We start from the raw sequence: 12,819 nt of genomic DNA on the forward strand, positions 1-12,819 counted from the left end.
GTACCGCGGCGGCCCGCTCAGAGCTCGGCGTACAGCGCCGTCTCGAAGTCGACGTAGACCTGGTACACCTCCGGCGCCACGAACGGCAGCGTCTGGGTGTAGACGGCGCCGGTGATGCCGGCGGTGCGGTCCACCCAGAAGTGCGTGTTGCACAGACCCGCCCAGGCGCCGCTGCCGGCCCGCCGGCGACCGGGGACGTCGGCGGTGTTCAGCAGCAGCCCGTGGCCCCACTTGTGGCCGGGTCCGGCGTTGAAGTCGGCGGTGGACCCCGGGTCGGCCGTGCGGATCGCCGCCGGGAAGTCAAGCTCGCCGATCTGGTTGGTGAACGCCGCGTCGACGGTCGACTCCTGCAGGATCCGGGTGCCGTCGACCTCGCCGCCACCCAGCAGGGCCCGCTGGAAGGTCAGGTAGTCGCGGGGCGTGGAGTACAGCCCGTGGCCGCCGGCGAAGTACTCCGGCTCGGGGTGCAGCTCGACGTCGGTCGGCGTCCACGCGCCGTCGGCGCCGCGCACGTGGACCGGGACCAGGTTCGCCCGCTGCGCCGGGCTGGGGGAGAACGACGTCTGGTCCATCCCGAGCGGGCCGGTGATGCCCTCCTTGACCGCGACGTCGAGGGTCGTGCCGCCGGCGGACTCGATGACCTTGCCGAGCCAGTCGGTGTTGATGCCGTACTCGTACCGGGTCCCCGGGTCGGCGAGCAGCGGCGCGGTGAAGACGACGTTCGAGCCGGACAGCACGTTGGGCGTGCCGGTGGCGGCCTCCCAGCGGCGCACCTCCTCGCTGAAGAACCAGTAGCCGAGCCCGGACGTGTGGGTGATCAGCTGCTCGACGGTCGCCTTGGACGCCGGGGGGCGCAGCCGCGGGGTGTCCCCGTCGAAGCCGTCCAGCACCTGCAGGTCGGCGAACTCGGGGCAGTACTGCTCGACCGGGGCGCGCAGGTCCAGCAGTCCGCGCTCGACGAGCTGCAGAGCGGTGGCCGTGGCGACCATCTTGGTCATCGACATGATCCGGAAGTGGGTGTCCGCACCCACCGGCTCGTCGCCCCCGGCCACCCGGGGACCGGCGGCCCCCTCGTAGACCGGGCCGCTGCGGTCCGCGGCCATCGCGACCACGTTGGGCACCGCCCCGCTGTCCACGGCGCGGGTCAGGACGGCGTCCAGTGCGGCTGTGTTCATGCGGGCTCCCGGGGCCGAAGAGGGCCGGGCCGTCCGCCCGGCGGTGTGTGTCGTGCCACACCGGTCGGTGAGGTTCCTCCCCATCCCGCCGCGGGGCAAGACCGGGCCGGGTGGTCAGTCGCCCTCGTGCCGCAGGTCCCGCTCGGTCTGGCCGGGGTCGGGGCTGGAGGAGGCCATCGCGGGGTCGACCGGGTTGCCCGTGGGCTCGGTGCCCTGGGTGGCGGCGTCGTCGCTGGTGGGCTCGGTGGACGGGTCGTGACCGGGCTGTGTCGTGGACATGCCCGCACCCCTACCCGCCGGCGGGCCGCCGGGAACGGCTCGGGCTACCGGACGTCGGGGCCGATCTCCGTGGGGTCCGGCGTGCGGAACGGGGTGGCCGCCGGCATCCCCGCGTCGGTCCGGTCGGCCGGCTCGTCGAGGACGTCGGGCTCCTCCCCCGCCCGCCCGAAGCCGTCGGCCGGGGGAGGCGCGCCGGCTCCCGCGTCCGCGGCGGGGATCCCGTCGTCCCCACCCGGCAGCTCCGGCTCCAACGGTCGCGTCGTCGACATGGCCGGGCGGTACCCAGGGCCGGCTGGACGACTCCTGGCCCCGGTGTCGGTACGGCTGGGACGGATGGGCCGGGCGGGGGAGGACGGACGGCGACGTCGCGTGTCAAGCGGCGCCGGACCGGGCACGTGACCGTGTTCCGCTCTACTTCTCCCGAGCCGATGACCACCCCTGACCCCCTGTCAGGGACGGCGAGGGGAGCCTCAGATGACCTACACGCAGAAGCCGTCGATCTTCCAGCTCGGCACCGTGCACGAGAACGGCGCCTCGGTCATCGTCTCCGGGTGGGGGCTGGGCATGTGCGCGCCGTCCTGCCGCTGCCACCGCAACCCCGTCGACGGTCAGCTGGCCCTGTCCGAGGACGAGGCCGGGGGCAGCCTCGGGCTGCGCAGCTTCACCGCCGACGGCCGGTGCGACTGCTGCGAGGCGTGGACCTCGGGTGAGCTGCAGGCCATCCTCCGCGACGTGGCCGCCGTCGAGGCGCTGGAGTCCCAGGAGCCCGCGGCCGGCTGACCCACCGCCGGGAGACGAGGAGCCGGTTCCCGGTGGCCGTGCCCGGGTAGGCCCTGTCCCATGTGGGGACGAGCAGCGCTGCGCGGCGCACTGGCCGGCCTGGCCGGCGTCGCGGTGATGACCGCCGGCGAGAAGCTGGAGCAGCAGCTGACCCACCGCCCGGACTCCTACGTCCCCGGGCGCACCCTCACGGCGCTGACCACCGGCCGTCGGCTGCCGGAGTCCGCGCGCCCGCCGGTGCGCAACCACCTGATGCACTGGGGCACCGGCGCCACCCTCGGCGCGTTGCGCGGCATCTGGTCGGCCGCCGGGCTGCGCGGCTGGCGGGCGTCGGCCTGGCACACCTCCGTCCGGCTGGCTACCGACCAGACCCTGGAGAACGCGACCGGCGTGGGTGCTCCGCCGTGGACGTGGTCGCGCGAGGACCAGGTCGTCGACGTGCTGCACAAGGCCGTCTACTCCTTCGCCACCGGTCTGGTGGCCGACCGGCTCATACCTCCTCGCGGCGATCGGCGTGCGACGGGCGGGACGCGAGGGACGGGTGGGGCGCGCGGTCTCTGGGACTGACCGTCCCTGAGCGCGCCGGGCCGACGCTGCGTCGATCGGCCCCTACGTTCCGTTCCGACGCGCCAGCCTCCTGACGCCCCCTCCCGGGGGCCGGGCGGGCGCAGAGGAGGCCCGGTGACCCGCTCGACCGCTCGCGGCTGGACCCGCGCCGCGGCGCTGGCCGTGACCGCCGGGCTCGCCGTCGTCCTCTCCCCGGGCACCGCCCCGGCCGCGCCACCGGCCACCCCGGAGCAGGCACGCAAGGCCGTCGTCGACGCCGGCGCCGAGCTGCGCGAGATCGACGAGCAGGTGCACGAGGCCGAGGCCACCGCCGACCAGCACCGGGCCGCCGCCGCCACCGCCGGCCAGGCGGCCGCCCAGGCGCAGGTCGCCGTGGACGCGCTCGCCCCGCAGCTGCGGGCCATCGCCTACGCCGGCTACACCGGGTCGACCCGGTCCAAGATCGCCGCCTTCCTGACCAGCGCCTCGGCCGACGACCTGGTCCAGCAGATGAACACCCTCGACCGGCTGGCCGTGCACGCCGACGGCGTCGTCGCCCAGGCCGCCGTGGCCCGCGACGCGGCGACGGCGGCGCAGGCCGCGGCCACCGCGGCCGCCGAGCAGGCCGCGGCCGCCGTGGCCGAGCTCGAGCAGCGCCAGGAGGAGCTGGCCGACGAGCTGGCCGGCTACGAGGCCGACTTCGCGCGGCTCACCGCCGCCGACCAGGTCAGGGTGCAGACCGTGCTCGCCGGCCCGGAGCTGGCCGCCGCGAACCCCGCGCCCGCCCCCACCGCCGCCGCCGGGGCCGCGGTGCAGGCCGCGCTCGCCCAGCTCGGCGACCGCTACGTGCCCGGCGGCGCCGGGCCGGACGTCTTCGACTGCTCCGGGCTGACCCAGTACGCCTACGCAGCCGCCGGGGTCAGCCTGCCGCACTCCAGCCGGTCCCAGTCGACCCTCGGCGTCCCGGTGGCCCGGGCCGACCTGCAGCCCGGCGACCTGGTGTTCTTCTACACGCCGATCAGCCACGTGGGCATGTACATCGGCAACGGCCAGATGGTGCACGCCAGCGTCCCGGGCCGGCCGGTCGCGGTGACCAGCGTGGACAAGGGCGGCTACGTCAAGGCGGTCCGCGTCACCGGTTGAAGGACCCCCTGCCCCCCGAGAAGGACCCCGTCCTCCTCACACCTCGCCAGCTCGGGGTGAGCCTCGGGACGGGGCCAGGGGCGTTCCGTTTCGTTCGGCCGGTCACCGGCTACGGCAGACCGGACGGCACCGGCCCCGGCGCCCTCAGGAGGGACGCTGATGGCGCACGCACCGGGACCCAGCGCGTTGTGGGTGGTCCGGCACGGCGAGAGCCAGGGCAACGTGGCCGACGCGCTCGCCCAGCGGTCCGGCGCGGGTCGCCTGGAGCTCGACGTCCGTGACCCCGACGTGCCGCTGTCGGACACCGGCGAGGAGCAGGCCGACGCCCTGGGCCACTGGCTCGCCCGGCTGGACCCCGCGCAGCGGCCGACGACGGTGCTCAGCTCGCCGTTCACCCGGGCCGCGGCCACCGCGGACCGGGCCGTGGCGGCCAGCGGGCTGGACCTCACCATCCGGTACGACGAGCGGCTCCGGGAGCGGGACTTCGGCGCCTTCGACGGGATGACCCGCGAGGGCATCCGCGAGGAGTACCCCGACGAGGCGCGGCGGCGGGACCTGCTGGGCAAGTTCTACTACCGGCCCCCGGGTGGGGAGAGCTGGGCCGACGTGGCACTGCGGGTGCGCAGTCTGCTGGCCACCGAGGCGCTGCGGCACGACGGCGAGCGGCTGATGTGCGTCTCCCACCAGGCCGTCGTCATGGTCTTCCGCTACGTGGTGGAGGAGCTGACCGAGTCCCAGCTGCTGGAGGTCGACCGTGGCGACCAGGTCGCCAACACCTCGCTGACCTGCTACGAACGCCGGGACGGCGACCGCTGGGAGCTCACCGCGTTCAACTCCGTGGACCACCTGGTCCCCGGTGACCGGGATGCCGGCGCCGACGTGACCGAGGAGCCCGATGTCCCGTCCCCAGCCTGAGTCCACGTTCGTCACGCCGCAGGTGCTGCGCGGCTGGCGGCTGCCCGAGCCGACCGGCGGCAAGGAGTCGCGCGGCTCCATCCTGGTGGTCGGCGGCAGCACGGAGACCATCGGCGCGGTGCTGCTGGCCGCCGAGGCGGCGCTGCGGTCCGGCGCGGGCAAGCTGCAGGTCGTCGTCCCGTCGAAGGTCGCGCCGCACGTGTCCATCTCGCTGCCCGAGGCGCTGGTGCGCGGCGTCCCGTCGACCGAGGCCGGGGCCATCCGCGCCGAGTCCGCCGACCTGGTGCTCGACCTGGCCACGAGCGCGTCCGCGGTGCTGGTCGGACCGGGCATGGCCGACAAGGAGGAGACCCAGGGGTTCGTGGAGTCGCTGCTGCCGCGCCTGGAGGGCCCGGTGGTGCTCGACGCGCTCGGGCTCGCCGCGGTCACCGCCGACCCGGGCTGCCTGCACCACCTCGGTGGCCGGACGGTCCTCACGCCGAACCCGAGCGAGCTGGCCATCACGCTGCACCTGGAGCCGGACGAGGTCGACGCCGACCCGGCCGGCGCGGCGCAGCGGCTGGCCGACGAGGCCCAGGCCACGGTCGGCCTGGGCGGGGCGACCAGCTGGGTCGCCGCCGCGGACGGCCGGCTGTGGCGGGACGAGAGCGGCGGCGCCGGACTCGGGGTCTCCGGGTCGGGCGACGTCCGGGCCGGGATCGTGGCCGGACTGCTCGCCCGGGGCGCCGGCCCGGAGCAGGCGGCGGTGTGGGCGGCCCACCTGCACGGCCGGGCCGGTGAACGGCTGGCCGCCCAGGTCGGCCGGCTGGGCTTCCTGGCCCGCGAGCTGCCGCCGGAGATCCCCCGGGTGCAGGCCGAGATCGACCTCTGATGACGTCCGCGGAGGCCGGCGGCGGACGGGCCCGGGACGTCTTCGTCGCCGCTCTGGAGCCGCGCCCGGGTGGCCGGCTGCTGCGCAGCGCCCGCTTCCTGGCCGCCTTCGCCGCCGAGTTGGCCTGGGGTCTGCTGCCCGGGCCGTCGCTGAGCGACGTGGTGGTCACCCGGCGCCGGGACGGCCTGGAGCTGGTCCGGGTGCCGGCCGGCGACCCCAACGTGCCCGGCGACATGCTGGCCCTGGTGCAGCGGCAGCTCGACGAGCTCGACCCGGGGACGTTCCTGGCCGAGTGGGGCGCGCAGGAGCCGCACTGAGGTACAGCGGCCGGCCGCGGGAACCGCTCGCGGCCGGACGGACGACGAGAGGACGGCAGCGTGGCTGACAGCTACATCGGGGAGCTCGACTTCGGGGCGCCGGACATCGACCCGGAGGCCTTCGTGGCCCCCACCGCGGTCGTCGTCGGCAAGGTGACGATGGGCCCGCGGGCGAGCATCTGGTACGGCGCCATCGCCCGCGCCGACGCCGAGGTCATCGAGATAGGCGCCGACTCCAACATCCAGGACGGTTCCACGCTGCACAGCGACCCGGGGTTCCCCCTGGTCGTCGGCCGCGGCGTGACCGTCGGGCACGGCGTGGTGCTGCACGGCTGCCGGGTGGACGACGACGTGCTCGTCGGCATGGGCAGCACCGTGCTCAACGGCGCGCACATCGGCTCCGGGTCGATCATCGCCGCCGGCGCCGTGGTGATGCAGGGCGCGGACGTCCCGCCCAACTCCCTGGTGGCCGGGGTCCCGGCGAAGGTCCGCCGGGAGACCACCGAGGACGACGTCGCGGCGATCAAGGCCAACGCGGTCAGCTACACCGACCGGCTGGACCGGCACCGCGCCGTCCGCCGCCTGCAGTAGCCCGCAGGCCCGGTCGCTCCGCCGGGTGTTCCCGGACCGGTCCCCGGCGGGGCACACTCCGGCGGTGGAGATCGTGCTGGTCAGCGTGGTGCTGGTGTTCTTCCTCGGGATGCCGGTGGCGGCCGCCGTCGTCCCGCCGGTGGTGATGGCGGTGCAGCACCGTTGGCCGCGGGCGGCCGTGCTGCTGTGGGTGTCGGCGCTGGGGCTGCTGGCCGGCTGGGTGGTGGCCGGCACGGTGGACGTGGACCGGGCCGACACCACCGGCGGGACCGGCTCCTGGCTGGCCGGGCTCGGCTGGCTGATCGCCGCCGCCGGCGCGGCGACCGCGTCCGTGGTCGTCGCCCGGCGACGGGCCCGGGAGGCGGCCACCCCGGCGGGCTGAGCACGCGCCGGTCGGGCAGTCTGGGCGGGTGACCGGCCCCGGACTGCGCGACCAGGTCGGCTGGACCGTCGACGACACCCCGCCGGAGGTCGTGGCCGGCCGGCGGCTGACCGGGCTGCTGCACCTGGTGTCCGCGGTGGTCACCTTCGGCGCGGACGCGACCGGCGGCCGGCGGACGCCGACCTGGGAGGTGCCGGCCGACCCGGACGCCTTCGTGGACATCGGGATCGTGGAGCTGCGCGGCCGTAGCCGGCTGCTGCCCGGCCCCGGCGAGGCCCGGCTCGTCGGGGCCACCCGGCGGGACGTCTGGCTCCTTCCTGGGCGGTCGGAGCGGCCGACGCACCGGCTGCCGGTGGAGCAGCTGCGGGTCGTCGGCGCCGTGCCGGGCAGCGGGTCACGCCGTCCCCGGCACGCCACCGCACCCTGGGCGCTGACCCTGACCGACGGCCGGGACACCCTCACGATGTCCGGCGCCTGGCTGGCCCTGGCGTGGATCGGCCACCTGGCCGGCTGGCCCGAACCGGTTCCCACGAGCTGATCCTCGGGCCGCGGGGAGATCTTCGGGCCCGCGGGGGAGAACGCGGCTCAGCCGGCCATCAGCTCGCGCACCAGCCCGCCCACGGCCTCGGTCTCGACCAGGAAGCCGTCGTGGCCGAACAGCGAGGGGATCAGCCGCAGCGGGACGCCGAGCCCGTCGGCCACCCGCTGCTGCAGCGCCGGCGGGTAGAGCCGGTCGGTGTCCACCCCCGCCACCACGGACCGGGCGGTGACCCGGGCCAGCGCCGCCTCCACCCCGCCGCGGCCCCGGCCGACGTCCCAGCTGTTCATCGCCTCGGTGAGCACCACGTAGCTGCCGGCGTCGAAGCGGGCGGCGAGCTTGGCGGCGTGGTGGTCGAGGTAGGAGGCGACGGCGAACCGGCCGTCGGGCTGCACCGTCGTCCCGAACCGGGCGTCCAGCTCCAGACCGCTGCGATAGGTCAGGTGCGCGATCCGTCGGGCGGTGCCCAGGCCGGCGACCGGTCCCTCGCCGAGCGGGTAGTCGCCGCCCGCCCAGCGCGGGTCGGTGCGGACGGCGGTCTGCTGGGTGGTCTGGGTGCCGATCTGGTCGGCCGTGGCGACGGCGCCGGAGGCGAGGAAGAACAGCCCCCCGACCCGGTCGGGCCGCGACACCGCCCACTCCAGCGCCCGCATGCCGCCCATCGAGCCGCCGAGCACCGCCCGCCACCGGTCGATCCCCAGCGCGTCGGCGAGCGCGGCCTCCACCGCCACCTGGTCGCCGATGGTCACCTCGGGGAAGCGGGAGCCCCACCGGCCGCCGTCCGGCGCGGTCGAGGACGGCCCGGTGGTGCCCTGGCAGCCGCCGAGCACGTTGGCGCAGACGACGAACCAGTGGTCGCTGTCCAGCGGCGCGCCGGGCCCGATCAGGGTGGGCCACCAGCCCGGCGTCGGCTGTCCGGGCCCGGCGGGACCGACCACGTGGCTGTCCCCGGTGAGCGCGTGCTCGACCAGCACGGCGTTGCCGCCGTCGGGCGCGAGCGTCCCCCAGGTCTCGTACGCGACCCGCACGGCGGGCAGCGAGCCGCCGCGTTCGAGCCGGACCGGTCCGTCCAGGTCGAGGAACAGCCGGTCGGCGACCGGGTCGCCCTCGAGCCACCCGCCCGCCCGGACCGGCGGCGACGGGGTCCGGGACACCGGTCCGGCGTCCCGGACCCCGGCCACCTCAGGCGCCCTTGGCGGCGCGGAAGCCGGACTCCAGGTCGGCCAGGATGTCCTCGATGCCCTCCAGGCCCACCGCCAGCCGCACCAGGCCGGGCGTGACGCCGGCGGTCAGCTGCTCATCCGGCGTCAGCTGCGAGTGCGTCGTCGAGGCCGGGTGGATCACCAGGCTGCGCACGTCCCCGATGTTGGCCACGTGGCTGTGCAGCTCCAGCGCCTCCACGAAGCGCTGGCCGGCCTCCTTGCCGCCGACGATCTCGAAGGCGAGGACGGCGCCGGCGCCCTTGGGCGCGTACCGCTGCTGGGCGGCGTGCCAGGGGGAGGACGGCAGCCCGGCGTAGTGCACCGACTCGACCTCGTCCCGGGCGTCCAGCCACTCGGCGACCTGCTGGGCGTTGGCGACGTGCCGCTCCAGCCGCAGGGACAGCGTCTCGATGCCCTGCACGACCAGCCAGGCGTTGAACGGGGAGATGGCCGGGCCCAGGTCGCGCAGCAGCTGCACCCGGGCCTTGAGGGCGTAGGCGGGCGCGCCGAGGTCGGCGTAGACCACGCCGTGGTAGGTCGGGTCCGGGGTGGTGAACCCGGGGAACTTGCCCCCGGTCCAGTCGAAGTTCCCCGAGTCGACGATCAGCCCGGCAATCGCGGTGCCGTGGCCGCCGAGGTACTTGGTCGCCGAGTGGACGACGACGTCGGCGCCGTGCTCGATCGGTCGGATCAGCCAGGGCGTGGCGATGGTGTTGTCCACGATCAGCGGGACGCCGTTGCGGTGCGCCACCTCGGCGACCGCGGCGATGTCCAGGACGTCGCCCTTGGGGTTGCCGATCGTCTCGCCGTAGAACGCCTTGGTGTTCTCCCGCACCAGGGACTGCCAGTTCTCCGGGTCGTCGGGGTCCTCCACGAAGGAGACCTCGATGCCCATCTTCGGCAGCGAGTGGTGCAGCAGGTTGTAGGTGCCGCCGTAGAGGGACGCGGAGGCCACCACGTGGCTGCCGGCCTCGGCGACGTTCAGGATCGCCAGGGTCTCGGCCGCCTGGCCGCTGGCCACGGCCAGGGTCGCGACGCCGCCCTCCAGCGAGGTGACCCGCTGCTCCAGCGCGTCCTGCGTCGGGTTCATGATCCGGGTGTAGATGTTGCCCAGCTCGGCCAGGGCGAACAGGTCCGCCGCGTGCTGGGTGTCGCGGAACTGGTAGCTCGTCGTCGCGTAGATGGGCAGCGCGCGGGCGCCGGTGGTGGGGTCGGGGGCCGCGCCGGCGTGGATCTGCCGGGTCTCGAAGCTCCAGCCGCTGGGTTCGGTCATGCGCCAGGTCCTCCTCGGGTCGCGGAGCCTCCGGCGCGAGGACGCTCCGTCCTTGCCGGGCGGCGGTCGCCGTCCGGCCAGCTCTTCCCCTGGAGCACCTCAGACGGAGTTGAGGTTGCCGGGCAGCCAGCCAGGTGCTTGTCGCTGCCTCTCGTGAGCTGCGGTGATCCTAGGACGGCGCCCGCGGGGCCGCGCAGAGGCCCCGGGCGCCGGGGGTCCGGAGCCGGTCCGCCGCCGGGCACGTCCCGGCGCACGGCAGGCTGGGGTGCGTGCGCGCACTGGTGTTCGAGGAGTTCGGTGGCCCCCTGGAGGTCCGGTCGGTGCCCGACCCGGCGCCGGCGCCCGACGGCGTCGTCGTCCGGGTCGGGGCCAGCGGCATCTGCCGCAGCGACTGGCACGCCTGGTCCGGGCACGACCCCGACGTCGTCCTGCCGCACGTGCCCGGTCACGAGCTGGCCGGCACGGTGGCCGCGGTCGGCGGGCGGGTGCGGAGCTGGGCGGTCGGCGACCGGGTGACCGTGCCGTTCGTCTGCGCCTGTGGCACGTGCGGCCCCTGCCGGGAGGGCGCCGGTCAGGTGTGCCTGCGCCAGACGCAGCCGGGCTTCACCCACTGGGGCTCGCTGGCCGAGCTCGTGGCGCTGGACGCCGCGGACGTCAACCTGGTCGCGTTGCCCCCCGAGCTGCCCGACTCCACGGCGGCCAGCATGGGCTGCCGCTTCGCCACCGCCTTCCGGGCGGTCACCGGGGTCGCCCGGGTGCGCCCGGGGGAGTGGGTGGCCGTCCTCGGCTGCGGCGGGGTGGGGCTGTCGGCGGTGCAGGTCGCCGTCGCCGCGGGCGCCCGGGTGGTCGCGGTGGACGTCGCCCCCGGTGCGCTGGCGCTGGCCCGCCGGCTGGGCGCCGAGCACACCGTGCGGGGGCCGGACGGCGTCCCGGCCGCCGTCGGCGAGCTCACCGGCGGCGGCGCGCACGTCTCGCTGGACGCCGTCGGCAGCGCGGACACCTGCACCGACTCCATCCGCTGCCTGCGCCCGCGCGGCCGGCACGTGCAGGTGGGGCTGCTGCCCCCGGCGCTCGGCCGCCCGGAGGTGCCGATGGAGCTGGTCATCGCCCGCGAGCTGGCCGTGCTGGGCAGCCACGGGATGGCCGCGGCGGACTACCCGGCGCTGCTGTCGCTGATCGCCGCCGGCCGGCTGCGGCCCGAGCTGCTGGTCACCACGGAACTGTCCCTGGACGACGCCGGGCCGGCGCTGGCGGCGGTGGGCCGGGAACCGGGGATCGCCGTCGTCACCCGGTTCTGAGCCCGGCTCAGCCGGTCGGGGTGGTCGTCTCCTGGGTCTCCGGGTCGGGGGCCGACTCCTCCGTCGTCGCCGGTGCCTCGCTGGTGGTCTCCCGCGTCGTCCCGGTGGGCTCCGTCTCCTCCTCCGCGGTGGTCGGGGCCGGGGCCGTGTCCCGGGAGGTCGTCGGCTCCGCGGGGTCGGTGGTCGTGGGCACCGCGCTCGGCCCGGTCTCCACCGGGGCCTCGGTCGTGGGCGTGGCCGGTTCGGCCGGCTCGGTGGTGGGGCCGAGCTGGGACACCGGCACCCGGACCGTCTGCCCGGTCTCGGTGGTCACGGTCGTGTACTCGACGTCCGGCCGGACCAGCACGTACAGCGTGGCGAGGACGACGAACAGCACCCCCAGCACGACGGTGGACGTGCGGGCCCGGCCGATCCGGGCGGGCACCCGCTGGCGCCAGAAGGACGCCGGCGCGGGGGCCGACGAGGAGGGCTCGGACGACGGCGGCGGCGGGGCGGCCGCGGGCAGAGCCCGGGTCGGCGGGCCCGACGGGCCGGTCATGCCCGGCTCCCGCTGCGCACGCGGTCCTCGGCCAGCGCCTCGTCCTGCACGCTCCCGGGTCCGTCGGGCACCGCTCCGGCCCGCAGCGAGACGCCCTCCCGGGACAGCGCCAGCGCCACCCGGGCGCGCAGGTCCCGGGAGACCTCGAACTGCTTGCCCGGCAGGGTCCGGGCGACCACCCGCACGTTCACCTCGTCCAGGGACAGGCTCTCCACCCCCATGACGCTGGGCTCGTCGAGCAGCAGCGGGTGCAGCCGCTCGTCGGCGAAGGCCTGCCGGCCGACCCCGCGGAGCACGTCCTGCACCCGGTTGACGTCGGCTGTCGAGGGCACGGGCACGTCCACCACCGCCCGGGCCCAGTCGCGGGACAGGTTGACCACCTTGACGATCTGCCCGTTGGGGATGATCACCACCTCGCCGTCGGCGGAGCGCATCCGGGTGATCCGGAGCGTGACGTCCTCGATCGTGCCGCGGGCGGCCTCCGGGGCGCCGACGACGCTGATCGACACGACGTCGCCGAAGCCGTACTGCCGCTCGGTGATCAGGAAGAAGCCGGCCAGCACGTCCCCGACGATCCGCTGCGCGCCGAAGCCCAGGCCCACGCCCAGCACGGTGGCCGGGGCGACCAGCCCGGTCACCGGGATGCCCAGCCGGTCGAGCACGAAGAAGACCGCGATCGAGTAGATGAGCACGATGGCCACCCAGGTGAGGACCTGGGTCAGCGAGTGCCGGTGCTTGGCCGCCTCCGAGCGCACCAGCGCGTCCGAGCCGCTGGCGTTCGCGTCGATCCGGTCGGTGATCCGGCGGCCGGTCCAGCTGACGAAGCGGGCCAGCAGCACCGACCCGACGATGATCAGCAGGACCTGGAGCCCGCGGTCGCGGGCCCAGTCGACGAAGTCGCTGACGGGGGCTATGGCGAGGGTTTCCATCGCCGTCCAGTGTGGCCCGTGACCGCCGCCACCGAGGTCACG

17 protein-coding genes and 1 riboswitch are annotated in these 12,819 nt (G+C 75.8%); of the genes, 10 read left to right on the forward strand and 7 right to left on the reverse strand.

Translation table 11 applies throughout. The annotated features are described in order from the left end of the window. Positions 1-17: 17 nt before the first annotated feature. From ACWIX6_RS01825 to ACWIX6_RS01835, 3 genes are all read right to left on the reverse strand, one after another. The gene (locus ACWIX6_RS01825) at positions 18-1,175 is read right to left on the reverse strand and encodes a serine hydrolase domain-containing protein (protein ID WP_448615140.1); all 1,158 of its coding nucleotides are present in this window, start codon (positions 1,173-1,175) and stop codon (positions 18-20) included. Positions 1,176-1,289: 114 nt separating this feature from the next. Next, positions 1,290-1,454: a hypothetical protein gene (locus ACWIX6_RS01830; RefSeq protein WP_448615141.1), complete on the reverse strand. Its 165-nt coding sequence runs from the start codon at positions 1,452-1,454 to the stop codon at positions 1,290-1,292. A 44-nt stretch (positions 1,455-1,498) separates the two neighbouring features. Further along, positions 1,499-1,723, reverse strand: a complete 225-nt coding sequence (locus ACWIX6_RS01835) for a hypothetical protein (protein WP_448615142.1) — start codon at positions 1,721-1,723, stop codon at positions 1,499-1,501. A gap of 205 nt (positions 1,724-1,928) precedes the next feature. Here ACWIX6_RS01835 and ACWIX6_RS01840 point away from each other — a divergent pair, with 205 nt between their 5' ends. The 9 genes from ACWIX6_RS01840 (at position 1,929) to ACWIX6_RS01880 (ending at position 7,537) form a co-directional block, all read left to right on the forward strand. Further along, positions 1,929-2,234, forward strand: coding sequence for a hypothetical protein (locus ACWIX6_RS01840; protein WP_448615143.1), 306 nt, complete (start codon positions 1,929-1,931; stop codon positions 2,232-2,234). A gap of 60 nt (positions 2,235-2,294) precedes the next feature. Beyond that, positions 2,295-2,801, forward strand: coding sequence for a hypothetical protein (locus tag ACWIX6_RS01845; RefSeq protein WP_448615144.1), 507 nt, complete (start codon positions 2,295-2,297; stop codon positions 2,799-2,801). A gap of 114 nt (positions 2,802-2,915) precedes the next feature. Continuing rightward, positions 2,916-3,923 (forward strand): C40 family peptidase, encoded by a 1,008-nt coding sequence (locus ACWIX6_RS01850; protein WP_448615145.1) that lies wholly within the window; start codon positions 2,916-2,918, stop codon positions 3,921-3,923. A 159-nt stretch (positions 3,924-4,082) separates the two neighbouring features. Next, on the forward strand, positions 4,083-4,838 hold the full coding sequence (locus ACWIX6_RS01855; protein ID WP_448615146.1) for a histidine phosphatase family protein: 756 nt from the start codon (positions 4,083-4,085) through the stop codon (positions 4,836-4,838). Further along, entirely contained in the window at positions 4,819-5,709 is an 891-nt protein-coding gene (locus ACWIX6_RS01860; protein WP_448615147.1) for an NAD(P)H-hydrate dehydratase, read from the forward strand. The genes ACWIX6_RS01855 and ACWIX6_RS01860 overlap by 20 nt, the downstream gene beginning before the upstream one ends. Beyond that, entirely contained in the window at positions 5,709-6,026 is a 318-nt protein-coding gene (locus ACWIX6_RS01865; RefSeq protein ID WP_448615148.1) for a hypothetical protein, read from the forward strand. The genes ACWIX6_RS01860 and ACWIX6_RS01865 overlap by 1 nt, the downstream gene beginning before the upstream one ends. 60 nt (positions 6,027-6,086) lie before the next feature. Beyond that, a complete protein-coding gene (locus ACWIX6_RS01870; protein ID WP_448615149.1) occupies positions 6,087-6,617 on the forward strand; it encodes a gamma carbonic anhydrase family protein in 531 nt (176 codons plus the stop codon). Positions 6,618-6,681: 64 nt separating this feature from the next. After that, positions 6,682-6,999, forward strand: a complete 318-nt coding sequence (locus ACWIX6_RS01875; protein ID WP_448615150.1) for a hypothetical protein — start codon at positions 6,682-6,684, stop codon at positions 6,997-6,999. Between the two features lie 28 nt (positions 7,000-7,027). Further along, positions 7,028-7,537, forward strand: coding sequence for a hypothetical protein (locus ACWIX6_RS01880; protein WP_448615151.1), 510 nt, complete (start codon positions 7,028-7,030; stop codon positions 7,535-7,537). Positions 7,538-7,584: 47 nt separating this feature from the next. On the opposite strand, the gene metX is transcribed toward ACWIX6_RS01880, so the two are convergent. Further along, positions 7,585-8,691: a homoserine O-acetyltransferase MetX gene (metX, locus tag ACWIX6_RS01885; protein ID WP_448615152.1), complete on the reverse strand. Its 1,107-nt coding sequence runs from the start codon at positions 8,689-8,691 to the stop codon at positions 7,585-7,587. A 28-nt stretch (positions 8,692-8,719) separates the two neighbouring features. Beyond that, the gene (locus ACWIX6_RS01890; protein WP_448615153.1) at positions 8,720-10,012 is read right to left on the reverse strand and encodes a bifunctional o-acetylhomoserine/o-acetylserine sulfhydrylase; all 1,293 of its coding nucleotides are present in this window, start codon (positions 10,010-10,012) and stop codon (positions 8,720-8,722) included. A 43-nt stretch (positions 10,013-10,055) separates the two neighbouring features. Further along, positions 10,056-10,171: riboswitch (SAM riboswitch) on the reverse strand. A 110-nt stretch (positions 10,172-10,281) separates the two neighbouring features. Between ACWIX6_RS01890 and ACWIX6_RS01895 the strand changes: the two genes are divergently transcribed. Beyond that, entirely contained in the window at positions 10,282-11,310 is a 1,029-nt protein-coding gene (locus ACWIX6_RS01895; RefSeq protein WP_448615154.1) for a zinc-binding dehydrogenase, read from the forward strand. Between the two features lie 7 nt (positions 11,311-11,317). Here the strand turns inward: ACWIX6_RS01895 and ACWIX6_RS01900 are convergent, their stop codons facing one another. Beyond that, complete coding sequence (locus ACWIX6_RS01900) at positions 11,318-11,848, reverse strand: hypothetical protein (RefSeq protein ID WP_448615155.1); 531 nt, start codon at positions 11,846-11,848, stop codon at positions 11,318-11,320. Next, positions 11,845-12,777, reverse strand: coding sequence for a mechanosensitive ion channel family protein (locus ACWIX6_RS01905; RefSeq protein WP_448615156.1), 933 nt, complete (start codon positions 12,775-12,777; stop codon positions 11,845-11,847). Before ACWIX6_RS01905 ends, ACWIX6_RS01900 begins: the two co-directional genes overlap by 4 nt. Positions 12,778-12,819 lie beyond the last annotated feature (42 nt).

Source organism: Modestobacter sp. URMC 112 (assembly GCF_053502575.1).

Excerpts from the sequence above, each read along its gene's own strand:
- ACWIX6_RS01855 (WP_448615146.1), top strand. The coding sequence starts at position 4,083 with ATGGCGCACGCACCGGGACCCAGCGCGTTGTGGGTGGTCCGGCACGGC.
- ACWIX6_RS01865 (WP_448615148.1), top strand. The coding sequence starts at position 5,709 with ATGACGTCCGCGGAGGCCGGCGGCGGACGGGCCCGGGACGTCTTCGTC.
- ACWIX6_RS01830 (WP_448615141.1), bottom strand. The coding sequence starts at position 1,454 with ATGTCCACGACACAGCCCGGTCACGACCCGTCCACCGAGCCCACCAGC.
- ACWIX6_RS01890 (WP_448615153.1), bottom strand. The coding sequence starts at position 10,012 with ATGACCGAACCCAGCGGCTGGAGCTTCGAGACCCGGCAGATCCACGCC.
- ACWIX6_RS01825 (WP_448615140.1), bottom strand. The coding sequence starts at position 1,175 with ATGAACACAGCCGCACTGGACGCCGTCCTGACCCGCGCCGTGGACAGC.
- ACWIX6_RS01835 (WP_448615142.1), bottom strand. The coding sequence starts at position 1,723 with ATGTCGACGACGCGACCGTTGGAGCCGGAGCTGCCGGGTGGGGACGAC.
- ACWIX6_RS01900 (WP_448615155.1), bottom strand. The coding sequence starts at position 11,848 with ATGACCGGCCCGTCGGGCCCGCCGACCCGGGCTCTGCCCGCGGCCGCC.
- ACWIX6_RS01905 (WP_448615156.1), bottom strand. The coding sequence starts at position 12,777 with ATGGAAACCCTCGCCATAGCCCCCGTCAGCGACTTCGTCGACTGGGCC.
- ACWIX6_RS01860 (WP_448615147.1), top strand. The coding sequence starts at position 4,819 with ATGTCCCGTCCCCAGCCTGAGTCCACGTTCGTCACGCCGCAGGTGCTG.
- ACWIX6_RS01840 (WP_448615143.1), top strand. The coding sequence starts at position 1,929 with ATGACCTACACGCAGAAGCCGTCGATCTTCCAGCTCGGCACCGTGCAC.
- ACWIX6_RS01845 (WP_448615144.1), top strand. The coding sequence starts at position 2,295 with ATGTGGGGACGAGCAGCGCTGCGCGGCGCACTGGCCGGCCTGGCCGGC.